General features: G+C 59.9%; 20 protein-coding genes. 15 read left to right on the top strand and 5 right to left on the bottom strand.

What is annotated here, in order from left to right; genetic code table 11:
- Positions 1-49: 49 nt before the first annotated feature.
- Positions 50-1,486: a cellulase family glycosylhydrolase gene (locus CH305_RS05430; RefSeq protein WP_256983555.1), complete on the bottom strand. Its 1,437-nt coding sequence runs from the start codon at positions 1,484-1,486 to the stop codon at positions 50-52.
- 160 nt (positions 1,487-1,646) lie between these two features.
- Positions 1,647-3,068: a hypothetical protein gene (locus CH305_RS05425; protein WP_037147145.1), complete on the bottom strand. Its 1,422-nt coding sequence runs from the start codon at positions 3,066-3,068 to the stop codon at positions 1,647-1,649.
- Between the two features lie 110 nt (positions 3,069-3,178).
- On the opposite strand from CH305_RS05425, the gene CH305_RS05420 reads away from it, so the two are divergent.
- The 15 genes from CH305_RS05420 to CH305_RS05350 all read left to right on the top strand — a co-directional run bounded on the left by CH305_RS05420 (position 3,179) and on the right by CH305_RS05350 (position 21,153).
- Positions 3,179-4,639, top strand: coding sequence for a polysaccharide biosynthesis tyrosine autokinase (locus CH305_RS05420; RefSeq protein ID WP_094703048.1), 1,461 nt, complete (start codon positions 3,179-3,181; stop codon positions 4,637-4,639).
- A gap of 5 nt (positions 4,640-4,644) precedes the next feature.
- Positions 4,645-5,889 carry a S9 family peptidase gene (locus CH305_RS05415; RefSeq protein ID WP_094703047.1) on the top strand — a complete coding sequence of 415 codons (1,245 nt, stop codon included), beginning with the start codon at positions 4,645-4,647 and terminating at the stop codon, positions 5,887-5,889.
- Positions 5,886-6,563, top strand: a complete 678-nt coding sequence (locus CH305_RS05410) for a YveK family protein (RefSeq protein ID WP_094703046.1) — start codon at positions 5,886-5,888, stop codon at positions 6,561-6,563. Before CH305_RS05415 ends, CH305_RS05410 begins: the two co-directional genes overlap by 4 nt.
- Positions 6,560-7,798 (top strand): lipase family protein, encoded by a 1,239-nt coding sequence (locus tag CH305_RS05405; RefSeq protein WP_256983554.1) that lies wholly within the window; start codon positions 6,560-6,562, stop codon positions 7,796-7,798. The genes CH305_RS05410 and CH305_RS05405 overlap by 4 nt, the downstream gene beginning before the upstream one ends.
- 17 nt (positions 7,799-7,815) lie before the next feature.
- Positions 7,816-9,087 (top strand): acyltransferase, encoded by a 1,272-nt coding sequence (locus tag CH305_RS05400; protein ID WP_094703045.1) that lies wholly within the window; start codon positions 7,816-7,818, stop codon positions 9,085-9,087.
- A gap of 4 nt (positions 9,088-9,091) precedes the next feature.
- Positions 9,092-10,312: a lipase family protein gene (locus CH305_RS05395; protein ID WP_094703044.1), complete on the top strand. Its 1,221-nt coding sequence runs from the start codon at positions 9,092-9,094 to the stop codon at positions 10,310-10,312.
- Positions 10,309-11,175 carry a sialate O-acetylesterase gene (locus CH305_RS05390; RefSeq protein ID WP_256983553.1) on the top strand — a complete coding sequence of 289 codons (867 nt, stop codon included), beginning with the start codon at positions 10,309-10,311 and terminating at the stop codon, positions 11,173-11,175. Before CH305_RS05395 ends, CH305_RS05390 begins: the two co-directional genes overlap by 4 nt.
- Positions 11,176-11,489: 314 nt before the next feature.
- Positions 11,490-12,935 (top strand): sugar transferase, encoded by a 1,446-nt coding sequence (locus tag CH305_RS05385; protein ID WP_094703186.1) that lies wholly within the window; start codon positions 11,490-11,492, stop codon positions 12,933-12,935.
- A 63-nt stretch (positions 12,936-12,998) separates the two neighbouring features.
- The gene (locus CH305_RS05380) at positions 12,999-13,298 is read left to right on the top strand and encodes a hypothetical protein (RefSeq protein WP_143545253.1); all 300 of its coding nucleotides are present in this window, start codon (positions 12,999-13,001) and stop codon (positions 13,296-13,298) included.
- Between the two features lie 199 nt (positions 13,299-13,497).
- Positions 13,498-14,817, top strand: a complete 1,320-nt coding sequence (locus tag CH305_RS05375) for a UDP-glucose/GDP-mannose dehydrogenase family protein (protein ID WP_094703185.1) — start codon at positions 13,498-13,500, stop codon at positions 14,815-14,817.
- 570 nt (positions 14,818-15,387) lie between these two features.
- A complete protein-coding gene (locus CH305_RS05370) occupies positions 15,388-16,830 on the top strand; it encodes a sugar transferase (RefSeq protein ID WP_373454539.1) in 1,443 nt (480 codons plus the stop codon).
- A gap of 59 nt (positions 16,831-16,889) precedes the next feature.
- Positions 16,890-17,999, top strand: a complete 1,110-nt coding sequence (locus CH305_RS28715) for a polysaccharide pyruvyl transferase family protein (RefSeq protein WP_143545252.1) — start codon at positions 16,890-16,892, stop codon at positions 17,997-17,999.
- Between the two features lie 193 nt (positions 18,000-18,192).
- Positions 18,193-18,861: a WecB/TagA/CpsF family glycosyltransferase gene (locus CH305_RS05360; RefSeq protein WP_179278201.1), complete on the top strand. Its 669-nt coding sequence runs from the start codon at positions 18,193-18,195 to the stop codon at positions 18,859-18,861.
- A gap of 20 nt (positions 18,862-18,881) precedes the next feature.
- The gene (locus CH305_RS05355) at positions 18,882-19,778 is read left to right on the top strand and encodes a glycosyltransferase family A protein (protein ID WP_179278200.1); all 897 of its coding nucleotides are present in this window, start codon (positions 18,882-18,884) and stop codon (positions 19,776-19,778) included.
- Between the two features lie 112 nt (positions 19,779-19,890).
- Positions 19,891-21,153, top strand: coding sequence for a lipopolysaccharide biosynthesis protein (locus CH305_RS05350; protein WP_094703039.1), 1,263 nt, complete (start codon positions 19,891-19,893; stop codon positions 21,151-21,153).
- 285 nt (positions 21,154-21,438) lie between these two features.
- Here the strand turns inward: CH305_RS05350 and CH305_RS05345 are convergent, their stop codons facing one another.
- The 3 genes from CH305_RS05345 to CH305_RS28955 form a co-directional block, all read right to left on the bottom strand.
- The gene (locus CH305_RS05345) at positions 21,439-22,764 is read right to left on the bottom strand and encodes an O-antigen ligase (protein WP_094703038.1); all 1,326 of its coding nucleotides are present in this window, start codon (positions 22,762-22,764) and stop codon (positions 21,439-21,441) included.
- 636 nt (positions 22,765-23,400) lie between these two features.
- On the bottom strand, positions 23,401-24,096 hold the full coding sequence (locus tag CH305_RS28960) for an SGNH/GDSL hydrolase family protein (RefSeq protein WP_179278199.1): 696 nt from the start codon (positions 24,094-24,096) through the stop codon (positions 23,401-23,403).
- Complete coding sequence (locus tag CH305_RS28955) at positions 24,093-24,734, bottom strand: hypothetical protein (protein WP_179278198.1); 642 nt, start codon at positions 24,732-24,734, stop codon at positions 24,093-24,095. Before CH305_RS28955 ends, CH305_RS28960 begins: the two co-directional genes overlap by 4 nt.
- Positions 24,735-24,805 lie beyond the last annotated feature (71 nt).

Below are 24,805 nucleotides of genomic sequence, written 5' to 3'. Positions count from 1 at the left end.
AATAAAAAGGCCTAGCGGTATGTGAATACCCGATCAGATGGTGCCGAATTCAACGGGTGACGGTCGTCCCCACGAAGGGAGCCCACGTGATGGCGCCGTACTGGAACGTCACGCGCACGCCGCCGCCGTACTGAGGGATCTCGTCGCTCGTGGCCGGGCCCAGGGTTGGATCCCAGGCGCTGAAGATGCCACCACCGATGTTGTGGGTACCGCCGACGGCGGTGGAGAACACACGGAGGCCGTAGGGGCTGTCGAAGTCCTGGTAGGTGCCGTTGAACGGGGTGGTGGGTAGAAAACCGGTGTACCGGATGGCCTCGGCCACAGCGCGAGGTACGCCGACGAATCCGTTGGGCATCTCGTACACCACGGCGTCCTGCCGATACTGGGCCCACGTGTCGCGAACGGGGAACACCGGGCCGAGGACGGCTCCGAAGTTGTTGGGAGCGGCAGCGAAGCGGTTGTACTCCGGGGTCCGCGGAATGTTGTTCTGCAGCAGACTCATCAGTGCCCACAGTGCGGGTTTGGCCGACCAATCGGTGTGCAACAGCCCGAACGTCATCTCCGGATCGTTGCTGCCGGTCTGCTGGTCACGCAGCTGATAGAGGAAGATCGGGCCGGTGTACGGCAGCTCTCGCCACTTGGTGACGAAGTCGGTGATCATTGCGCTCTGCTGATCTTCCGAGGCCACCGAGGTCGGCACGCCGTACTCGGTTCCCCAGATCTTCTTGGCGCTGTCGCCGTTCGCCACCATCGTCGCGCGCATGTCCATGACCTGCCGGGCCGGGGAGTGGTCGACGTACGGGCCCTCGGAGAACTTCAGCGAGTACTGATACGGGTGGTAGGAGAGCGCGTCGAAGTAGTTCTTCGCGCCTGCCGTGTACATCTGATTGGTGAAGTCGACGGGGTTGACCACTCCGTATGCCTGCTCGGCTGCACCCAGCACGCCGCCGACGACTGTCGCGGCCGAATCGGCTGCTTTGATCTTGGGATATGCGGCCTTGAGCAGGGCGGTGTATCCCGACGCGTCGGGTTGCGGTGCGTAGAACATCGCCCCGTTGGGTTCGTTCCAGATCTCGTAGTCGGCCACTTTGCCCTTGTACCGGGCGGCGACTTTGCCGGCGAAATCACCGAATGCGGCCGGCGAGGCAGGACGGGTGTTGATGGGTTGGTTCGCCGGCGAGGTGGCCCACGATGGGGTGTAGGCGATGATGCCCAGCATCGAGATATTGGCTGCTCGCAGCTTGTTCACAATGCGGTCGACGGGTGCCCAGTTGAGCTGCCCCTGGACTGGTTCGACGGTCGACCACGGGATGGCGATGCGCATCGACTTCACACCCATGGCGGTGACGAATTGGACGGTGGTGTCCAATTCGGCGTCCGTGGACCAGAGCAGGCCGCCGCCGTCCGAGATGCCGACACCGGGAGGTGTCGGGGCTGCTTGGACTGGTGCTTGCGCTCCGAATGCAAGACCGGCAGCGACGATCATCGCTGTTGTCGCTGAAATCAATGTGCGAAAGCCACCGCGAAAGTGAACCATCTTCAATTCTCTCCACCAGGGGGCCTGTGCCAACGTTCGACGGGCCGGTGCGGAGAATCATTGCACTACAAACTGGGTTTTGTGCAATTCCCAAATACCGTCTCGATCGTTATGAAACTGCTGGTCGAGCTTCTCTCGGTGAAACCAAGCTTTTCGTTTCGAGAGCGTGGGCATTGTCGGCAAGTGGATCGGTTTCCGACGACTTTTCCCATGCGTAGACGAGAAATGCGTACATCACCGAAAACGCCATCGTGGTCGCTGGGATCGTGACAACGGGGAAGTCGAGTTGCAGCGCGACGACGGCAAAGCCGATCATTCCGCCGCCGTAGAACCCGTACTCCCACTGCCGGGCGCGCAGCAGTTTGTATCCGACCACGGCGATGACGACGAGTATCGCGACGAAGGCAATGCCGGCCACCAACCCTCCGCGGTAGATGGTCAGCAGCGGGGTGTTGGCTACGTAGTTCACTTCGAAAGCGACCGTGGGGTCTTTGAATTCGGCACGGCCCCAGCCCAGTCCGAACATCCAGTGGCCCTGCATGTGACCGGGGAACTCCACCAGAGCGTCGCCGCGTGCACTCGAGCCGGCGTCCCCGCTACCGAACGACGAGAAGACGCGATTGCGCACACTCGGTACGGCGAGAGCGCCGACGAATGCTGCCGCGAAGGAGCCGACGATGGCGAGCCGCTCGCGGGTGCGCAGTTGCTGGAACGCCAACATCAGCAGTACGCCGAACACCACGGAGAACAGCGCTGCGCGAGAGAGCGTCATGACGATCGACAGGAACAGCAGTGCGGCAAGCATTGTGCGCAGGTAGCCGCGCAGAAGCAGCACGCACAGCATCAGGGCCAGGACGAATCCGATGCCGGCCGCGTTGGGGTCGATGTACGTCCCGGCCAGGCGAACAGTGGTGGCTCCGGTGGGGCTGTAGACGAAACGAGTGCTTTCTTCTTCGCTGCCGTAGCCGAAGATCGACAGGTAGCGAATGAGTTTCCCGGCCGGATCTGCGACGAAGATCAGCACGGCGAAAGCGGCTGCGGCCGAGGCGGCGTAGACATAGATTCTGCCGAATAGAGCCAGCTCGTCCCGCTGCATGCGCAACAGGCAGACGACGACCAATGTGGAAACGACCCATTGGCCGAATTCCACGTAGTCGACGAGTGCGCCACTGGTTGCGAACAACGACAATGCGGAGAGAACGAGCAGTGCGATCATCGGCATTTCCGGCCATGTGATGCGGCTCACCGCTGTGCGGTGGATCACAGTGGCGAGGATGACCGCGATTCCCAAAGCGAAAATTAACGGGGCGTGAACACCGGGAACATATCCGAACGGCAATGCGCCGAGTGAAAAAGCAAGAGCGCGAGTCAGATACAGCGGATGACGTAGGCCGATGTACGCTCCCACAGTCAGCACGACGAGGGCGAACGCGCCCAGTTTCGCTGGAGTTCCGCCGAGAATCATTGCGAATGTAACGAAAACGGGGACGACCACGATGGCCGCCGCACCGACTCGTTGCGTGATGCTCATAAGCACTGATGTTGTCACGCTTTCACCCGCTCGCAACATGTACGCCGTGCCGAATCGTTCGCTGCGCTTTATTCTTTCCCCTTGACCGACGTCATTCGATTGGAGCACTCGTGGAGATTCGAGAGTACGGGCGCATTCTTCGCGCGGGATGGTGGATCGTCGCGCTCGCGATGGTCGTCGGCATCGTCGGAGGTTGGGCCTACACGCTCTTCACGACGCCGCAGTACCAGGCGTGCGCCCGACTGTTCGTCACCACCGAAGGTGGCAGCTCGGTCGGCGAGGCCTACCAGAACAACCTGTTCTCGCAGGAACGCGTCACCTCCTATGCCGGATTGGCAACCAGCACACAGGTTGCCCAGCGGGCGATCGATCAGTTGCAGTTGGACATGTCTCCGGACGAGCTGCGTTCACGCGTCACCGCCACTCCGATCGACAAGACGGTGTTGCTCGATCTCTGTGCCACCGACGCCGACCCTGCGGTCGCTCAGGTCTTGACCAACGCGGTCGCCGGTCAGCTGACCCAGTTGGTGCAGGAACTCGAAACCTCCCAGCGGGGTGGTAGCCCGGCCGCCGGTGCCACCATCGTCGATCAGGGCGATGTTCCGGCCGCACCGATCGGCATGGGTTTGACCACCGTCCTCGGACTCGGTGCTGCCATCGGCCTCGTCGTCGGTCTTGCACTCGCATTGCTTCGCGGACTGCTGGACCGTTCTGTTCGGGATCGGTCGCGCGCGGAGGAGATCTCGGGCCGCACCGTTCTCGGCGGACTCCCGGTCGATGCAACTCGCCCGAAGGCAGCGGTGGCGTCGATGATCAAGATGGGCGAGCCACTGCGCGCGCTGCGCACCAACATTCGCTTCCTCGGCGGTGGCTCGCCGCCGCGCATCATCACCGTCACGAGCCCGTCCGCGGCCGAAGGTCGCACCAGCACCGCCATCGATCTGGCGGCAATTCTTGCCGAAGCAGGGCACCGGGTGCTGCTCGTCGGCGGCGATCTTCGCAGCGCAGCCCTAGGGACTCGCTTGGGCATCGATCAGCACAGCGGACTGTCGACGGTGCTCTCCGGTGAGCACGGCATCGAGGACGCCGTTGTGCACGATGTGTTCGACGGTGTATCGGTACTGCCCTCGGGCCCGGTGCCGCCCAATCCGAGCGAGCTGCTCGGATCGGACCGTGCCCACGAGGTACTCGAGGAACTGCGCGGCGACTACCGCTACGTCATTGTCGACACCCCGCCTCTGCTCGAGGTCACCGACGGTGCGATTCTCACTGCATTGGCAGACGGCACACTGGTTCTCGCGCGCACCGGCCGAACGACACGGGAGAAGCTGCGACGTGCGATCAAGGTGCTCGACGGTGTCAGCGGCACCGTACTGGGAGTGGTCACCACATTCGAGCCCTCCGGCCGACGCCTTCTCGGTGGAAACTCCTCGTCGTCCGGCGAGTCCTCGGTAAAGCCCTCTGCTGCAGAACCTTCCACGTCGGCTCCGTCGGCACCGGCCCAGTCCGCAGCACCCCGGCCCACGCCGGCGACGAGCGACACTGCGAGCTCCTCGGCGAGCAGAGGATAGCTTCGATGGCAGGTAGGTGCGCGGCCAAGGTCGGCGTGGTGCTGACCGTCGCGGCGGTGCTGGTCTCCTGTTCGAAGGAAGCGCCCGTGGTCATCCCTCCCGGCGTGCCGACGGCTCCGGTCACGGCGTCCGCGACGGCGTCGGAGCCGCCTCCTCCGTCGAATTTCGGTGGGAATGAACCGGGTTCGCTGATTTCGGCCGAACCGATCGACGACATTGCCGTCGACATCACCGAGCTCGGTGCTTCCGCTACCCGGGTGGTGTATCGGTCGACCTCGGGCGTCACCGGTCAACCGACGGAGGTCTCGGGAACCGTCATCGTGCCGGCCGGCACGGCGCCCGAGGGTGGCTGGCCGATCGTGTCGTTCGGACACGGAACCACGGGAGTGCTGAACGCCTGCGGCCCCTCGCTGTACGCGAACCTGCTCGGTAACGCTCCTATCGTGGCCGCACTCGCTCTGAACGGATTCGCGGTGGCGATGACCGACTATCAGGGCCTGGGGCTCGAGGGGTCCTATCATCCCTACCTCGACTCGAAGACGTTCGGCTACAACATGATCGATGCCGTGCGCGCGGCCAGGAACTTCATGCCCACGCTGAGCTCTCGGTGGTCGGCATACGGTGTCTCGCTCGGCGGGATGGCGGCGTGGGCGGCAAGCGACCGCAACGCCGAATACGGCGGCGGACTGGAGCTGGTCGGTACGGCCGCGATGGTGCCGGTGTCGGATATGGCCGGTTTGGCCGACGCGGCTGCGAACGAGACGCTCACCCGCGCGCAGTACCCCTTGCTCATGTACGCGCTGTCTTCGCTGGCGATCTCGCATCCCGAGATGAATCTCGACGACTACCGGTCCGGCTTCGCGCGGGAGCGATGGAACGATCTGCTCGAGTGCGTCCCGCCGGGATCGTTGGACGTTCCCGAGTTGCAGACACAGCTCGAGCCCTCGGATCTGAAGCCGGTGAGCCAGGAGGCCACGGATCGTCTGCGCGGCTATCTCTCGGCCATGGCTCTGCCGCAACAACGTTCGACCACACCATTGCTGGTCATGTACGGCAGCGAGGACGATCTGATACTCGAACCGTGGACCGAGAAGGCGTTGCAGCGCGCGTGCGACTCCGGGGACGTCGTCGAATACGAGCTGCATCAGGGCGAAGGTCACGGCAACCTGGACAGCAGTCGGTCGTTGCCGTGGGTCAAGGGCATGTTCGCCGGCCAGCGACCCGTCAACACGTGTGAGCAGAAGCGATGATCGCGCCGGCCGGTGTGCCGACCCTCAAGGACTACAGCCGTATTCTGTTGTCCGGCTGGGTCTTGATCGTGGCTGCGGCCGTACTGTCTGCGGGCGTCGCATGGTTGGCGACATCGGTCGTGGAACCGTCCTACACAGCGGCCTCACGAGTGTTCGTCACTGCGCCCGGTCCACCGTCGCCCAAGAATTCGTTGGACGGCAACCGTGGATCTCTGGTTCGCGTCGAGTCGTATGTTCAGCTTGCCACCGGCGAGCAGGTCCTCCGACGCGTTATCGCGTCCGAGGATCTACCGATCGAACCTGCCGAGCTGAAGAAGGACATCACGGCGGCGCCGAGTCCAGGCTCTGCGCTGATCGAGATCTCGGTGGTGAACGCCGACGCCGACCGCGCCCGTGATATCGCCAATTCCGTTGCGGTCCAACTGGTCAAGCTGGCCGCGGAGATCGATCTGGGGGCCGACGGGCCGGTGTCTCAACTTACTCTGGTGGACGCGGCCACCACTCCGAGCTCGGCAACCAGCCCGAAACGCACGAGCAACGCGACGCTGGGCGGCGTCATGGGCATCGTTCTCGCCAGTGTGCTTGTGCTCGCGAGGGGGATTTCGCGAGATTCGATCGACCATCGCGACCAGGTCGAACAATTGCTGGGGCAAGTCATGGGGGAGAAGCGATGAACTACACAGGAACAACGATGCTGCGCAGAGCGGCAACGGCCGGCGCCTTGGCGCTGGTCTTGATATCGGCGGGGTGTTCTTCGGACGACGCGGTGGTGGATCCGCAATCCGTGGCGGTCGGGGCCACGCTGCCCGCCGATTACGGCAACGACGGCCCTGGCTCTCTGGAAAGTGCGGAGGAGTTGCTCACCGTCGATCGCCGGCTGAGCGGAATCTCTTCCATCGCCGCGCGAGTGGTGTACACCTCCACGTCCGGAGTGGACGGATCCGAGCAGCGGGTATCGGGCACCGTCTTCGCTCCGGAAGGCACAGCGCCGGAGGGTGGTTGGCCGATCATCGCCTACGGCCACGGCACCACGGGGGTGCTCGAGGATTGCGGCCCGTCGACCGACCCGGAGCTGCTCGGCAGTTCCCAGATCGTTGCGGCGCTGGTGCGCTCCGGACACGTGGTTGCGGTCTCGGACTACCAGGGGCTCGGTCTCGACGGCACCTACCACCCGTATCTCGATGCACGTACCGTCGGGAACAACCTGATCGATTCGGTACGTGCCGCCCGCAAGTTGGTGCCGAACACCTCGACCCGATGGGCGTCGTTCGGTGGTTCTCAGGGTGGTCAAGCATCCTGGGCTGCAAACGAATTGGCGAAGAGTTACGGCGAAGGTCTCGACATGGTCGGATCGGTCAGCCTTGTTCCTGCAGCAGACATCACCGGGTTGGCCGCGGCGGCAGCGAGCGGCACGCTCACCGAGGATCAGAAGCCGCTGCTGCAGTGGGTTCTGGTGGGCTTGGCTCAGGCTCATCCCGAGCTGAATCTCGACGACTACCGCAGGGGCATCGTGGCCGAGAAGTGGGACGAGCTGTCGGCCTGTGGCGGCGTCCTCGCTGCCGACCGTACATCCTTGGCGGCCCAGATCAGCGACGACGATCTGCGCCCGGCAACTCCGGAGGCGACCGCCACGCTCGAGGGCTATCTGAGGGAGATGAGCCTGCCCAAGTCGCCTGCGTCGGCTCCGATGTTGGTGATCTACGGCGGCAAGGACACGTTGATCTCACAACCGTGGACGGATGCGGCGATCGCCGCCGGCTGCGGCAACGGCGACAGTATTCAGTATGTGCTCCAACCGAATTCCGGTCACGCAGACATCGACGGTGCTGCTGCGTTCGGATGGCTGGCGGACCGGTTCGCCGGCACCGAGGCCGTCAGCTTCTGCCCGGCTCCACCTCCGGCTCCGTGACCTTGTAGAAGGCAGTCATGACAGCAACTCCAGACAGCACCGCGGCCGCAGCAACTGAGCCTGTGTCTCCGGTGAGCAGCGAATCCAAGCGGCCCGCTCGTATTCTCGGCCTCGACGGGCCGCGTGGTTTCGCGTGTCTGTGTGTGCTCGCCGTGCACGTCGGTGGTCACTACTCGCCGCAGACCGTGCTCACGTACAAGCTCGGGCTGCTCGGCCAGGGTCTGATCTTCTTCTTCGCCCTGTCGGGCTTCCTCATCTTCCTGCCGATGGTGCGAAAGTTGTTCGCGGGCAAACCGATGCCGAACAACGTCAGCTACGCGATGCACCGCCTGCTGCGCGTGTTCCCCGCGTACCTGTTCATCTTCCTGTTCGCGAACTTCGTCATGCGCGCGGTGTTCGTGGAGAACGCGGCCGTCGCCGAGCGGCATTTCACCGACAACGGACTGGGAGTGCTCACCGATCCGCTGACGCTGCTGGCCAATCTGACTCTGGTGCACTCCTACATTCCGAGCATGCTCCAAACCGGGATCAACCCGTCGTGGTCGCTGTCGTTGGAGTTCGCGTTCTATCTCGCGCTTCCGCTGCTGACGGGCATCGCGTTCTATCTGCGTAAGCGAACGTCCATCTCGGCCCCGCTGCTGGCGATGATTCCGGTGGTGATCATGTTCGTCATCGGTGTGACCGGGAAGTTGTACACCGCCTCGCTCGTGGGGCCGTCGGGCATCACCGATCCGAAATTGTTGGATTGGGGACCCAACGAGGTCGCGGTACTCAGCCGTAGCTTCTGGTCGTTGGCCGACAATTTCACGTACGGGATGCTCGCAGCCGTGGTGTTCGTCGCGATAGACAACGGAATCATGAAGGGTGCCATCGCAACCAAGATGCGGTGGTGGACGGGAATCGCGATGATTCCCACAGCCGCGATCTCATTGAAGCTGATCGACGACAACTCTCGCTGGCAGAGTTCCACCGTCGCCTTCGGCTCGGCCCTGCTCATCTTGTTCATCATCGTGCCACTTGCCCGAGGGGAGAAGTCCTCGCTCGCCGAACGCGCAGATTGGGCACCGCTGAGCTATGTGGGCATGATCTCGCTCAGCGTGTACCTCTGGCACTTTCCCGTCCTGATCATGGTGGGTCGCTTCGGCTGGATGGCCGGCGACAGCCCGCTGGGCATGCTCCGCAATTTCGTTCTGGTCAGCGTGGTCAGCATCGGATTCGGAACGTTGACCTACCGCTTCATCGAGAAGCCGGCGTTGACCTACGCCCGTAGGTTCAAGGCCAGCAAATAGTTTCATGCGTCGAACACATCGAGCGCTCACAGCATTGGTGCTGCTGCCTGTCCTTGCAGGATGCACCGCCGTCGTGCCGATCGGTGCGGAGGTGCAGCGCGGCGTCGCGGCGGCGGTGCGAGGTGCGGATACCGAGCCGATGGTGATCGCGGACCCTGGGACAGGCAGCGGGTCGATAGTCAGTGCCGAGACCATGCCCAATCTGCCGATCCAGGTGCGGCTTTCGGGAGTGAACGCAGCGAAGGTGGTGTATCGCTCGGTACAGCCGGGAGCGGGGGAACGAGAAGTATCGGGCACGGTGTTCACCCCGTCCGGTGATGCCCCCGAGGGCGGTTGGCCGATCATCTCCTACGCCCATGGCACAACGGGCATCGAGCAGGACTGTGCGCCGTCGGAATCCAGCTCGCTGCTCGGTGCTTCGGCGCTCGTACAGGGCTACACCGCAGCGGGATTCGCCGTGGCCATCACCGACTACGAGGGCCTGGGACACCCCGGCAGTCACGCTTACCTGGACAACATCGCGGCCGGCTACGACGTCATCGATGCCGTTCGGGCTTTGCGCACAGTCTTTCCCGACGCTGGTACTCGGTGGGCTGCGTTCGGTGGCTCGCAGGGTGGTGGCGCTGCGTGGGCCGCGAACGAACTCGCCGGTTCCTACGCCCCCGAGTTGGATCTGGTCGGCTCGGTGGCGCTGGCACCGGGTGCGAACATGGTCGGGTTGGTGGACAAGGCCATCGCGGGGACATTGACCGTCGATCAGAGTCCGCTGCTGCAATGGGTACTCGAGTCGTTGTCGCGACGTGATCCTGCCCTGAATCTCGACGACTATCGCAGCGGCAACGCCGCGCAGGACTGGGCTGCGCTCACCGGGTGTACTCCGGACAAGGCCGGTGCCCGCGACGAAGCGGTGAAACGGCTCGGCGACAAAGACTTTGCACCCAAGTCAGACGACGCGGCGGCGGCACTGCGTGAGGCGCTGACGGCGATGGCCGTGCCCACGGGGCCGGCGTCGGCACCGATGCTGGTGGCCTACGGCGACGCCGACACCTTCATCGACGCGGCGTGGACCGATGCGGCACTCGAGCAGGCGTGTGCGTTCGGAGACGTCATCACCATCGATCGACAGGCCGGGCGGGGGCACGGGGACGTGAACGGCGACGCCGTCAATCAGTGGATAGGTGATCGATTCGCCGGGGTACCGGCGCAGAACGATTGCAGTCGATGAGGGGGATTGAAATGGGATTTCGTGAAGACCTGAAGGTGCGTGCGAAGGACGTCGTCAAGAGGCGTCTGGGACGAGGCATTCCAGTGGAGGAGTTCGACGAGCCGTACCTGGTGGTCGCTGTGTTGGGGCAGTCGAACGCTCATGGCGGGGGCCGTGGGTTGGATCGATCCGGTCTCGACGCTCCGCATCCCCGGGTGCATCAGTGGGCAGCGTCGGGGCGGTCGAAGAACACCATCGTGGCGGGCAGCAATCCGCTGTTTCACGAGGTCCCCTCCAAGGCAGTCGGATTCGCTCCCACGTTTGCAGCGCACCTCGCCGATTCGACGGGTAAGCCGGTGTTGCTCGTTCCCTACGCGCGGGGAGACTCGGGCTTTGCGCGCATCCACGGCATCTCGTGGGATCCGGCCGACAACGGGGCCCGCGTCAATCTGTTCTGGGATGCTGTGCAGCGCATCCGAACCGGTCTGGCCACCAAGCCCGGCAACGAGCTCGCCGCGGTGCTGTGGCATCAGGGCGAGAGCGACGTACCGTTGCTGACCGGGCCGGCATACGCCGAGAAACTCGACAGTCTCATCGATGCCGTGCGTGAAGAATTCGGTGATGCCCCGTTCGTTCTGGGTCAGATGGTGCCGGACGAAATCGAAGCGGGGGAGCCCAACTACGCCGTCATCGACGCGGTACATGCCGATACTCCGCGTCGAAGGACAAACGTTGCGTACGTGCCGGGCCCGAAGGGTCTCTACAACAGCGAGACCGAGAAGATCCACTACAGCGGTGCGGGGCAACGGGAACTGGGGCACCGAATGTGGACGGCCTTCTCGGGCATGGCACCACGCGTCGTGCAATCGACCGACAATGCTTGACATCGAGCGAGAATCTGTTGCTCACTGGTCCCCGGGAGGGGGCGGATCAGCGAATTCGCGGCTGCCAGAAACACAGTGGACGCCTCTGGTTAATGCACTCGAAACATGTAACGACCTGCGGCTTCGCGTCGATCAACATATCGTTATCACAAGTCACGTTCAGCACGATGAAGGCAGATAATAGGACTGGGAGGCACGGTGCTGTGTCGATCACGGAAGTTCGACAAGGCACACGTACCGAGGGGGAATAGTCAGTGTCGGTCAGCGATCTGAATACGCAGAATCCGGTAGTTTCGCGGCGCGACGCGAGGAGGATGCGGAAGGTGACGTCACGTCGCGAGTGGGAAGCGCACTACACCGAGGGTCTGCGGGTGACCGACACTCTTGTTGTTCTCGGTGCCGTGACGGTTGCTCAGATCATCCGTTTCGGCGATATCGACTTCGGTCAGCCGTGGGCCATCGTGAGCTATTTCGGCGTCTCGTCTGTACTCGCGGTGTTGTGGTTGGCGTTCCTCGCCATTTTCCGCACTCGTTCCCCGCGGGTGATAGGCAACGGGTCGGAGGAGTACGGGCGCATCGTCTCTGCCACGTTCCGATTGTTCGGCACGATTGCCATTCTGTCGCTGCTCTTCCAGTTCGACATTGCTCGTCTGTATCTCGCCATCGCGCTACCCGTCGGCATGATCGGCCTGTTGCTGAGTCGGTGGATTTGGCGCAAGGTGGTCGCCCGCAAGCGCGCCGGCGGCGGTTATCAGACGTCGGTGCTCATTGTCGGCAGCCGTAGTTCGGCGCTGTCGATGGCCAAGTCGTTCGAGCGTTCCCCCCAAGCGGGCTACAGCGTGGTCGGAATCTGCCTCCCCAACTACGAGCCCGGCAACGACACGTCCTTCACCATCGACGGCGTCGAGATCCCTGTATTGGGAGACGAGCACAGTGTTGTCGAGGCCATCGAGACCTCCGGAGCCGACACCGTCGCGGTGACGGCCACCGAGCACATCGGCCATCGCGGCCTACGAAAGATGGTGTGGGACTTGGAAAAGAAGAAGGTGGACCTCGTCGTTTCGCCGGGCGTGGTGGACGTGGCCGGTCCGCGGCTGGTGATGCGGCCGGTGGCGAACTTCCCGCTGATCCACGTGGAGAAGCCTCAGTACAACGGCGCGAAGCGGTTCAGCAAGACGGCCTTCGACTTCGTGTTCGCCGCATCGGTGCTGCTGCTGATCTCGCCAATTCTCATTGCGCTCGCGGTGATCATCAAGGTCACCAGCAAGGGTTCGATTTTCTACAAGTCCGAGCGAATGGGCATCGACGGCAAGCCTTTCCAGATGATCAAGTTCCGCAGCATGGTGCAGGATGCAGACAGGCGTGTGCAGGAGTTGGCCGCTCTCAACGAGGGCGCGGGCGGCGTGTTGTTCAAGATGCGTGACGATCCACGGGTGACCCGCGTCGGCAAGGTGATGCGTAAGTTCAGCCTCGACGAGCTACCGCAGTTCGTCAACGTGCTCAAGCGCGAGATGAGTGTGGTCGGTCCGCGGCCACCACTGCGCAGTGAAGTGGAAACCTACGACGGCGAGGTGCGCCGCCGACTGCTCGTCAAGCCGGGCATCACCGGATTGTGGCAGGTCAGTGGCCGATCCGATCTGTCGTGGGAGGAGAGCGTGCGCCTCGATCTCTCGTACGTCGAGAACTGGTCGATGACGGGGGATCTGCTCATCATCGCCAAGACGGCGGTGGCCGTGTTCAAGAGCGAAGGCGCGTACTGACGTCGGTCTCTTTCTCACCCCGCTCACCGTGCAGGCGGTCGGTTTTGTTCGTATGATGTTGTGATGTCGACTATTTCGGAGAACGGATCCGGTATTACCATGGCGCAGAGTTCTTTTCATGATTTCTTGTCCGATCGAGTAGACCAGATCGCACGGGTGCATCTGAATCGGTCGACCTCGCTGCACGCGGTGATCTCCGACAGCGTGGATGCCTACACATCGGCGTTTGCCGAGTATCACGGCACCGAGGCCCCGTTGGATCTGCTTGCCCCCGAGGTTCGCACCGAGCTGAGCGATTTCATCCACCGTTGCGCCGAGGCCGTCGAGGAGCCCGAGAACCCGCAGTTCCCCGTTCGCCGCTGAGAAACCTTCACGTTGCCGGTTGTTCAGCGGGTTCAGTGACCGCAGTCTCCTGGGTGACGAGCCTGATCGCCTGTGTTTACTATTCCCCTGTGTGTGCATGACCTGAAGGCGGTGTCCTCCAGGCACTTACTGTGACGCCTCGTCACAGGCTCTTGTCGAGTACGCCATTGTTCAGAACGACCGACGGGGAATGGAACAAATGCGAATCACAGTCTTCGGTACCGGCTATCTCGGTGCCACTCACGCCGCGTGCATGGCCGAACTCGGCCACGAGGTGCTCGGTGTCGATGTGGACCCGGCCAAGCTCGCCAAGCTCGAAGCCGGTGAGGTCCCGTTCTGGGAGCCCGGTCTCGAAGAGGTACTGCAGCGCAACATCGCTGCCGGCCGTCTGCGCTTCACCGCGTCGTACCAGGAAGCCGCAGACTTCGCGGAGGTGCACTTCCTCGGAGTCGGTACTCCTCAGAAGAAGGGGGAGTTCGCGGCCGACATGAAGTTCGTCGACTCGGTCATCGAGACGCTGGCACCACTGCTGACGAAGCCTGCGGTCATATTCGGTAAGTCGACCGTGCCGGTAGGCACAGCCGAGCGGCTCGGCCGCATCGCCCGCGAACTCGCACCTGCTGGGGACGGCGTCGAGGTCGCCTGGAACCCGGAGTTCCTCCGCGAGGGTTACGCCGTGAAAGACACCCTTCACCCCGATCGCCTGGTGTTGGGTGTCGACCGTGCCCGCCCGGGCCGCGCCGAGGAACTGGCCCGCGAGGTCTACGCGCAGCTGCTCGACGAGAAGATTCCGTTCCTGGTCACCGATCTGGCGACCGCCGAGCTGGTCAAGGCATCGGCCAACGCGTTCCTGGCCACCAAGATCTCGTTCATCAACGCCATTGCCGAGGTGTGTGAGGCAGCTGGTGCAGATGTCACCGTGCTCGCCGACGCCATCGGCCACGACGAGCGCATCGGCCGCAAGTTCCTCAATGCCGGCATCGGCTTCGGCGGTGGCTGCCTGCCCAAGGACATCCGGGCGTTCATGGCCAGGGCGGGCGAACTCGGTGCCGACCAGGCTCTGACGTTCCTCCGCGAGGTCGACAACATCAACATGCGACGCCGTACCCGCATGGTGGAGCTGGCGCGCGAAGCATGCGGATCTCTCCTCGGCGCTCGGGTCGCCGTGCTCGGTGCGGCCTTCAAACCCGACTCCGACGACGTGCGTGATTCACCAGCTTTGAACGTGGCCGGGCAGATCCAGCTACAAGGTGCCGCGGTCAACGTGTACGACCCCAAGGCGATGGAGAACTCGCGGGCACTGTTCCCCACCCTGACCTACAGCAACTCGGCGCTCGAAGCCTGCGAGGGCGCTGACGTAGTGCTGGTGCTGACGGAATGGAAAGAGTTCAAGGCACTCACTCCGAAGGACCTGGAGGACGCAGTGCGCAGCAAGACCCTGATCGACGGACGCAACTGCCTGGACCCGGAGCTGTGGCGGGCGGCGGGGTGGAACTACCGCGGGCTCGGCCGTCCCTGATCACTGCAGACAATCCACGAGATGATTCATTCGTTGGAATGAATTATCGCGCACATTCCTTTGGGTGCAGCTTCTCGTCTATTCGACTTCTTGCGAGCGCCGATGTCGGCACAATCCTTGTTTCACCCCTGGTGGGGCGGTTCAATGGTTTGTTCGCCGTGATATTGGCAGGACTGCGGCTTTCGATCTCACGATAAACGGTGCTGGAACCTGTGAAGCCTCACGTTGCCATGTCGATTGTGTTCATAAGTAACACTTTCCGGCTCTGGCGCGGTTACTCCCAGTCAGTTCATGCCACCCGTATCGCCTAGTCGGCGATGGTGTGGTAAACCGATTACCTGCTGTTATTTCATTGTGATCTCTGCCGCTCGCGTGGTGCATCGGATAGCGGCATGGGACTATTTCAATTCGATACCGGTTGCTTTTCGGATTGGTTCGAACCGATCTCGCGCGCTTACCTCCGGTGGGCGCCGTAGTGCAGAGGAGGGGAGCACGTTGGCATCTGTCGGGGCTGCACAACGCTCTCTGTGGGGATATTCGCGCCGGCAGGGCGCAGTGGCAACACGCACCCTGACTTCGCGTCACGTGTGGGAACAGCAATACATCAGGCGGCTGCGGACAACCGACGTCGTTGCCGTGGTCCTGTCGGTCGCACTGGCTCAGGTCGTGCGCTTCGGCGACCGCGATGTGGCGACCGCGGGTTTGCTCCCGACGGTGACGTACACCGGGGTATCCATCGCACTTGCTGCGCTCTGGATCGCCTTCCTCGCTATCTTCCGCACCAGATCTCCTCGCGTCATCGGAAACGGCGCGGAGGAGTACCGACGTATCGTCTCGGCAACCTTCCGTCTGTTCGGCGTTATCGCGATCGTGTCGCTGCTGTTCCGCATCGACTTCGCTCGCCTGTATCTAGCCATCGCGTTGCCCGTCGGACTGCTCGCGCTGCTGCTGAGTCGCTGGGTGTGGCGCAAGGTGGCCACACGAATGCGCAGCAAGGGCGAGTACAAGACCTCGGTATTGATCGTGGGTAGCCGATCGGCCGCGGTATCGATGGCACAGTCATTCGAGAAATCTCCATCGTCGGGTTACGCGGTGGTGGGAATCTGCATGCCCGGCTACGAGGCTCCGCGGGACGGGTTGGTTCATGTGGAAGGCACCGAGATTCCGGTGCTGGGGGATGAGCACGACGTTCTCGATGCAATCGGTGAGTGCGGTGCCGATACGGTTGCCGTCACCGCAACCGAGCACCTCGGGAACAAGGGCATTCGCAAGATGATCTGGGATCTCGAGAAGAAGGACGTCGACTTGGTGGTTGCGCCGGGTGTGGTCGATGTTGCAGGTCCGCGTCTGGTGATGCGTCCCGTGGCCGGCTTTCCTCTCATCCACGTCGAGAAGCCTCAGTACAACGGCGCGACGCGTTTCAGCAAGACAGCCTTCGACCTCACGTTTGCGGCTCTGGTGCTGGTGCTCATATCGCCGATCCTGCTCGCAGTCGCCATCGCAGTGAAGGCAACCAGTCGCGGACCGGTGTTCTACAAGTCCGAGCGAATGGGCATCGACGGCACACCGTTCTCGATGATCAAATTTCGCAGCATGACCGCCGACGCGGACAAGCAAGTTGCGCATCTCTTGGATCAGAACGAGGGTGCCGGCGGGGTCTTGTTCAAGATGCGTGACGATCCGCGGGTGACACCCGTGGGCAAAGTGCTGCGACGCTTCAGTCTCGACGAGCTACCGCAGTTCCTCAACGTTCTCAAGCGCGAGATGAGTGTGGTGGGCCCGAGGCCACCTCTGCGCCGCGAGGTCGAGACATACAACGGTGAAGTTCGTCGGCGACTGTTGGTCAAGCCTGGAGTCACCGGCCTGTGGCAGGTCAGCGGGAGATCCGATCTGTCGTGGGAAGAGACTGTCCGGCTTGACCTTTCGTATGTCGAGAACTGGTCGATGGTGGGGGATCTACTCATCATTGCCAAGACCATGAAAGCAGTCGCTGGAAGCGACGGGGCCTACTGAACAAAGAATTGCTGTGCGCGAGATACCTGCTCGGGGTAAAGCTTCCAAAGGACTGACTCTTGAAACCTATTTCTGAAACTGACACCGACGCGACGAAAGTGTATTACTGGTGCACCGGCCAAGACGATAACATCGGCGATGTTGTGCTCCGCCGCCGATTGTTACAGGAGTTAGTGGGCTCTAGTTCTGCTACAGGCAGCGGCTTTTGCATATACGTCGGGTCTGCTTCCCAGTCCTTCATCGAAGGCCTCGCAATACCACGTGAAGCAACGATATATACAGCAAAATATAGATGGTACCTCTCTCTGTTGAAGCAGGCAATTCTTCGCCGTCCTCCAGTACTCATATTTAATCCGGGAGAAGTTCAAAGAAATAGAAACACAATACTGGCTTACGCGCTTCTGATGCTTCCCGCCGTTGCAGTTCGCCTACGTGGAGGCGCTGTATTGAGGACTGGTATAGCCGTCGACCACCGCGGTGCAGGATTCATCGCAAAAGTTGCAACAGCTGTTGTTCGGTTTACTTCGTTACTTGTATCCGAGGCGACCTGGCGTGACAGCGCATCGAGTAGTGAATTCAAGACAGGCAGTCTCGTCCCAGATTGGGCGATCGACGTACCGTCTCTACTACCGATTGGTGGTAAACGCGACGTAATCGCAGTGACTTTTAGGTCCGACCGACCCGAAGCATTCGATGCGAACGCGGTGAGTCAAATTCGTCGACTCGCCGAACTACGGAAAGCAAACGTGACCGTTTTCTGTCAGGTCAGGCGTGATAGAACCGCCATGGAGAGGTTGTCGAAAAAAGAAGGATGGAACTTTATCGATTGGCCACCTAACCTGTCTCACAACCGCCAGGAACAAATCGTGCGTGAGCTTTTTTCCAAGTCCGTGTTTGTTTGCAGCAATCGTATTCACGCTTTAATAATAGGCTTGACCGAGGGAGCGCAAGCGATTTGTATCAGTTCCGAAACGGAGCTCAAGGTTCGGACGCATCTCGAGCACTTTGGGTTGGCAATCGTATTGGATGCCAACGCTTTTACCGATTACAACGAGTTGGAGTCTCGGGTGCGTGAGTTCGCAGCACAGAGTGGACAGTTGGTCCGGGCATCCGCTGAAGTTTCCAATCTAGCGGTGCGAGTCAGAGCATCAATCGGAACGGGCGGCTAAATGACGACTTCTAAAGCCAGCAGAGTTGCGCCGAGCCTAGTGGAATTTAAGGAAGAAATATGATACCGCATACTTGGGTGAGGGCGGCGTCATGCAGTTTGTGAAAGTGCCACTTCTTGAGGTCTCTGTAACACCCGCTACTTCTTCGGAGGTAATCAACTGGATACGGTCGACTAGCGGGAAAAGAAGATTGATGAACCACAACCTGCACAGTGTTCTTCTTGCACATACTAACAGTGACTTCTCGAACAGCTACCAGACTGCCGATGCAGTGCTAATCGACGGATTCCCGTTAAGGCTAATGCTTCAACTTGGAACGAAAAAAGCAGATAATTACGCAGAAACCAGGGTGGGCTCGTGTGACTGGATTCTGGAAATGGAAAAGTGCGGCCCAATCGGAGTTAGGCGCATTGCCGTGATCGGCGCCTCTCCTGAGTCCAACAATGCCGTAGTAGATCGTTTTTCGAAAACTATGCCGCATGTACGTGTTCATGGATGGAACGGGTACGGGGAGTTGTCCAGCCTAATCATAAATGACTTCGACGAACTTAACGAATTCGCACCGGATTTAGTGCTGCTTGGTTTAGGAATGCCGAAGCAGGAGATTGTTCTAGACTTCTATTATGATCGGCTTCCTGACGCGATCTATGCGACCGTCGGTGGCGCAATCGATCAATTGAGTGGTTTTCAAAGAATGCCGCCACGAAAATTGGGAAACCTAGGTCTAGAGTGGCTCTTCCGACTAGTTCGCGACCCCAGGCGGTTAGCATTCCGATATCTCATCGAACCGATCATCCTCGCATATTTTCTTCTTAAACGAAAAGGTAAGAACGCGAACGAGGGTAAAGGGACAAGCATCTAATGAACCCTACAGTTTCAGTTGTGATACCAACAATCGGCCGACCGGAGCTTTCCAGGGCCGTGCTGAGCGCTCATCGACAGACAGGCGTGGAGACCCAGATTGTAGTGGTAGTCGACCGCCCTGAAATGATAACGAAGGTGAAGTCAGCTGTTGGAGATCTAGCACAAGTTGTAGGAAACGCAGGTCAGGGCGGTGCCGCTGCAAGAAACGAAGGTGCACGGCTCGGTTCGGGCCACTACATCGCATTCTTGGACGATGATGACTGGTGGGAACCGAATAAGCTGACAGTGCAGATCGCCGCGATGAGGAAGGCCGACGCGAACTTCTGTTTCGGCTCCGCTTGGTTCCACTCGGGATCGGACATGCGCCGTTTGCCGATCACTCCGTTTGTCTCTGAAGAGCAGACCTTAGCCTCATATATGGTGAGAAGACCAAACGTCCGTTTTGGGTACAGCCTGGTGCAATCGAGCAGCTTCGTTGTGTCATCACGGATAGCACGCGAATGTCTTTGGGACGCGACGCTGCGTAAGCATCAGGATTGGGACTTTGCTCTTCGCCTTCAGGAACGCGAAGATGTGAGATTGATATTTGTCGAACAACCGCTTGTACACGTCGCGCAGGCGTCAACGGGGTCGGTATCGAAGCAAAACAATCTTGAGTCGTCACTTCGGTTCGTGCAGAGGCACTCGCGTGGGATGGACGACGAGGCATACGCAGACTTTATCGTCAGTATCTACTTACGTGCCGCGCTCGCTACACGCGATTTGAAAGAGATTTCGCGCGGTGTCTCGATGCTACATGCACGTTCCGCTCTGCCGAGATGGCCGGTGTTGATTGTGGCTCTTTCAGGCTTGGTAAGCGGTCTTTGGCTACCTTTGCGCAACTTTGCATCTCGTCTGCTGCATCGGCGTGTCTAGCTCGCCTCCGGTCAACGCGCACTGCTTGTCTCGGCGGTATTTGTTTGGAGAGACAGAGCCCGTCGAAGTGCAGGTGGCAGCGTTTCCTCGCCGAAAGAACTGGTGAATTCTAATGAAGAAGATACTGCTTCAAGCAGTGACCGTTCTAAGTGGGCGTAGTCTGATTCGAGCGGTACAGTTCGTTACCCTGATCATCCTGGTTCGAGCCCTGTCTCCCTCTGAGTTCGGTTGGTTCGGAATATTAACATCAGCCTTTGCGCTAGTCGGAATCCTCGGTAGCTTAGGTCTGCGTCAATCTTTTGCTTATGACATCGCGCATGAAAATATATCAGTTGCCGAAGTTTTGGGAACTACGTTGTGTATTCTGCCAATACTGGCCTTGCCGTCCACTATCGTAGTTTGTCTTCTATACGCGGGTGAATTGCCGGGTGTTTCGGTTTTTGCGAGCATCGGCATAATAGCTGCTGGGGTGTTTTCTGCACTGAGTATGACTCTCCTGCAAGGGGTTTTCTTGGGAAGTGGTGATATTCGGTCCTTTACTATCAGTGAAGCCTTCCCGCATATCGTAGTTTCGATCTCAATTGTCTTGTTATTCTTGTTCGCCGCTGTCACATTTGATTTAAGCATATGGGTGCAATCGGCGGCTGGCGTAATCTCGTTCCCAGTTCTATTCGTTCTAGCGTTGCGCAAAGCAGGTCGGTTGAGTGTTCAATTCGGCCGCCTATTCCGAATGTTCAAATACGGTGCGATCTTCGCGTTCAATCTTTTTGCCATCATGCTCTCCTATAGAATTTCGATGTTCGTCATACAATATTTTGATGGTTCGGAGGCTGCCGGGCAATATTTCGCTGCTATACGCGTTAACGAGATTTTCCTCGAAATTGCATCAGCTCTTGGCATGGTGCTATTCTCGCACTCTGCTAGAAATGGGGAAGACGCAAAAAGTACGATATTGGAGACCGCCAAAGTGGCGGCGGGTCTGTTTTGGCTATTTATCTTTATAGCGATCTTGATGGTTCTCGGTGCGCCAGTTCTATTGCAGCTGATAGTAGGTGAAGAATACGACGAGGCAGTGCTCTTGCTGCAAGTACTGGCAATCTCGATGCCGGCTACAGCCGCCTGCAAGGTGATCTATCCGAGCTTAGCTGGATTGGGCAGAGCTTCATTCGGCACCGTGCTTGTTGTCGTCGGGCTCCTCGTCAACGCCGCTGTTGCCGCCTCGCTGGTCCCGACTTTCGGGCCAATCGGTGGGTGCGTAGGCTTGGTCGTGGGTCAATACTTGCTACTGGCTCTCTACATCACCAAGTGTCGCAGGGTGTATCAGACACCAGTAGGGCGGTTTCTCTGGCCATTCCCGACGCTGGGAAGTCAATGAATACAATCGGCCAACTCTTCTGTCAAATACTAAACTCTCGATTGGACGGCGATCTTGTATGACTGTACGGCAATGGTTTACCGAACTAGTAATTGTAATGGCCGAGTCTGCGATATCGATGCATTCTCTAAATTTTCGGGTGACATGTGTGCAGATCGAGTATTCTGTAGTTAATGTCAGCGGGGAGTCGCCGGGCCAATCCCGCGCTCATTTTGCTTCGGTAAGGTGATAATGGTGGGCTTTTTGTGCAAAGGTTATGCACCGCAGTGCGTGTAAATTGTTACCCTATGGGTGCGGTACTATACGGGTGGTTTGTGCATGGTTTATATCGGTAACCCCGTACTTGGAGTCCGAACCCCGGAGCTGAACTGATCGCAGGCCAAGAAATATGGTAAATAACGTGAATGTGGCGAAATGATTGTATTCAAACATGACATATATAGCAAGACCTCCGATGGCTATCAGCAAGATAAGTGTGAAAGCTGCGACACCCGTTTTAGAAGCTTCCTGAACTGATGATCGGTAACTCCAGTAAAGCGAGTAAAGAATCATTCCTATCATGATTAAGAGCCCGACGAGTCCAAGGTCGACCAGGGTCTGAATGTATGACTGGTGAAAGTGGGGTACATTATAATTTCGAAAGACCCCTATGTTCTGAATGTACTGTGCAATATCGGAAGTAAAGTACCCATTGAATCCCCATCCGAATATTGGTCTTTCGCGCCATTCGTTAAGTCCATATTGCCACAGGTATGTTCTTCCTGTCAGTGTGCTGTCGCGTCCCAGTAGTTCCAAGATCGTAGCCTGTTTGATGAGTACCGTGATCGAAGCAGCGCCGGATGCGCCTAGAAAAAGAATCGCGAACGCTCCGGGTCGAATTTTACTTCGTACCGCACTGTTTGTGAGCACAAAAATTAATGTCGCTGTCAGACCGAGAATGATAGCAGAAGCGGACCCAGTTAGAACTATGAAAATGGTGTACACCGCAAGAGACGAAACGCGAAAAATACCCCGTTGGAGGCTTAATGCGAGCACGGCCCCCATCACGGCGTACAACCCTCCGGTGATCTTGTGAGGAAAGAGTCCGCGAAGTGGTTGCAGTCCCAGTAGATTCGCCCGAGATTGGTGGTCGAAATAGAAGCTAAAAGAGAGCCTTGCGGCGTATGCAGCCAAACCTGCAATCGTCAGAATAAGAATTACGGTCGAGAACATTTTCAGGATTTGCCGAAGATCGTAGTCGCAGGTCAGCATGTATGCGACCAGGATGTTTCCGCATAGCATTGCCCCGTAAGTTAGTGTAGATGTTGGGTTGACCGACCAAATTGCTGACGAGATGATGTAAGCGCTCACCATGAGAACAAAAAAGAGGTTCGGGCCGTGGTGTTTACGGATGGAAAGCAATGCAATTATTGTTAAACCGAGGAGTAATATCCAGCTGCCTTGGAAGAGGGCTCCGCCTCCGGTTGTGACGCTACCCTGTGACCTCGGAATGAGCAGCACGGTGTTTGTGCCCAGGGTGCACGCAATATATACGTAGTAAAAAGCCCTGCGCGCAGACTTCAGGCTGTCTGGCCGTTCAAGGTCAAGACTTGCCGAGGATGTTACGGCCATCGTTTTCTCGACTTTCGATCGAAGTGTCGGGTAAGTGCTGCTGCCTAGGCGTACAGTCAACCCTTCCTCAGTATGACGGGTTAAGCCTTTCACTGCACATCATCACGCGTGAGACTCGCTGTGATATGTAGGTCCTCGGTCATTCCGGTTCTCGTGCCGGGCGGATGCCCGTATCAGTAGACGTGTGCAGGCGGCTAACACCGGCACCCGATGGATGGCCCGATCTGGGGCCGTTTGTTCTGCAAGGAGCGTGTTTTTGTCGACTGAGTGGATCGCATTGCGACGTGCAGGTCGAGGGAGGCTATGCGCCTCGCGGCGCGAGGGTTGGTGAACCTTGGAAGGGATTGAGACGGGGGTGAGGTTGTTCTGCGGTGTGAGTGTCACTACATAACCTCAGCATATGTTTTGAGTGGATTGAGTAAGAGGCCGGACCAGTGAGCACTGGCTCTGTCACCTGCGTCTCACGTAGGAGGGTATCGGCCTAGACTGAGACGGTCGTGGTGGTCGGGGGTGAACACTGCGAGCGTGGTACACCTCCGTTTGTCCGGATGGATCTAGGGGTGGCCTGGCTCTGACTACGACGCTCCCCGATCTGACGCAGGCAGGCGGGGTTCATCCGAACCGCAAGGTATGCCGTCATGCCGTCATGCTCACCACCGCCTCGGCAATCGCCCGGTGGCCAGCTTCGTTCGGATGCAGGCCGTCGGGATCGATCATCTCTGGATGACCGGCCAGTGGCTCCCCGATGTCGAGGTACCGGGCATCTGCCTGTGCGGCCGCTAGCTTCACTCCGGCGAGGAGCGTCGCGAATTCCGCCGGTGGTTCGGTCGAGTCCCAGATCGGGCTGGTGACTATCAGCTCAGCGTTCGGGGCTGCCGCCTCAATGGCCTCGAAGAGGGATAACGCGACCGCGCCAGTGATGCTTGCGGTACCGGCTTCATAGTCATTGCGCCCACCAGACACGATGACGATATCCGGCTGGGCCGCGGCAACCACATCCAGTTTAATTGCGTAGTCGGTCTTCTGGCCGAGATAGCTCGTGGTGTAGCCGGAGCCCCCTTCGGCGAGGTTGAGCTCCGACCATCCCATCGCCGCCGAGACGAGCGTGGTCCATCGCTTCCCGTTCGTGGAGGCACCGATGCCCTTGCTGTACGAGTCGCCCAAGAATGCAACCACCGGCACCGAATCGGGAATGAAACGTGCGGGTGGGGGTGCCGGTTCTGCCTGCTGGGGCTGGGACCGTGTGCCGACCTGCCAACCGACGATTCCACTGAACGCCACGAACAGCACCGAGACCGCGAGATAGACAAGTACCGTCCGCCGCGCCCTCATGGTGCAGGGACACTGATGTTTGCGATGAGGGCATCGGTGACGGAGACGGACCAAAGGCGGTATCCCTCGGGGGTCGGGTACCGACTCTCGCCGTCGTAAGTTCCCTCGGCTCCATCTACTGTCGTCGCCGCGTCGATGACCTGGAAGTTGTTCTTCCGGGCGGAGACCTCCAGATCGTGAACGTTGGCCTTCACCTGCATGCCGAGCTCCTCGGGCTGCCGAGGTGCCGGTTGGAGTACCGCGACCACAGACGCCTGCGGGTACGTCTCGGCAAGTGTGCGCAGCAGGGGAACGGATTCGGCGGCGAGGGTTCGAGGGCCCATGTCGAGACCGTTGCTCACCAACACCACATCGATATCCGGCGGTGGACGATTCTGGGGAAGAGCGTTCGTCAGAAACTCCACGTTGCGTGACACCGACGCGTTCCATAGAGAGATAGGCGTGCCGACGCCATCGGCAACCGATATCGGCGGGTCGACGTACCCCGCGCCCGCGAGAACATCCCACTCGTGGATCACAGCAGGCCGGCCGTACTCCTGCGCCAGGCTCTGCATGGTCAGGAACACCCAGCTACCGAGCGAGATGCCCGTGCCGTCGCCGATGAGCAGAATGTCGACAGGATCGTCCGATGCGGCCAACTTATTGGACAGTGGTTGCTGCCCAACGGAATCGGTCGTTGTGGCCGTGACCGGTCGATAAGTGTCCGATG

It is taken from the genome of Rhodococcus sp. 15-649-2-2, assembly GCF_002258645.1.
Classification (GTDB): domain Bacteria; phylum Actinomycetota; class Actinomycetes; order Mycobacteriales; family Mycobacteriaceae; genus Rhodococcoides.
This window is presented reverse-complemented; position numbering and strand designations above follow the sequence as displayed.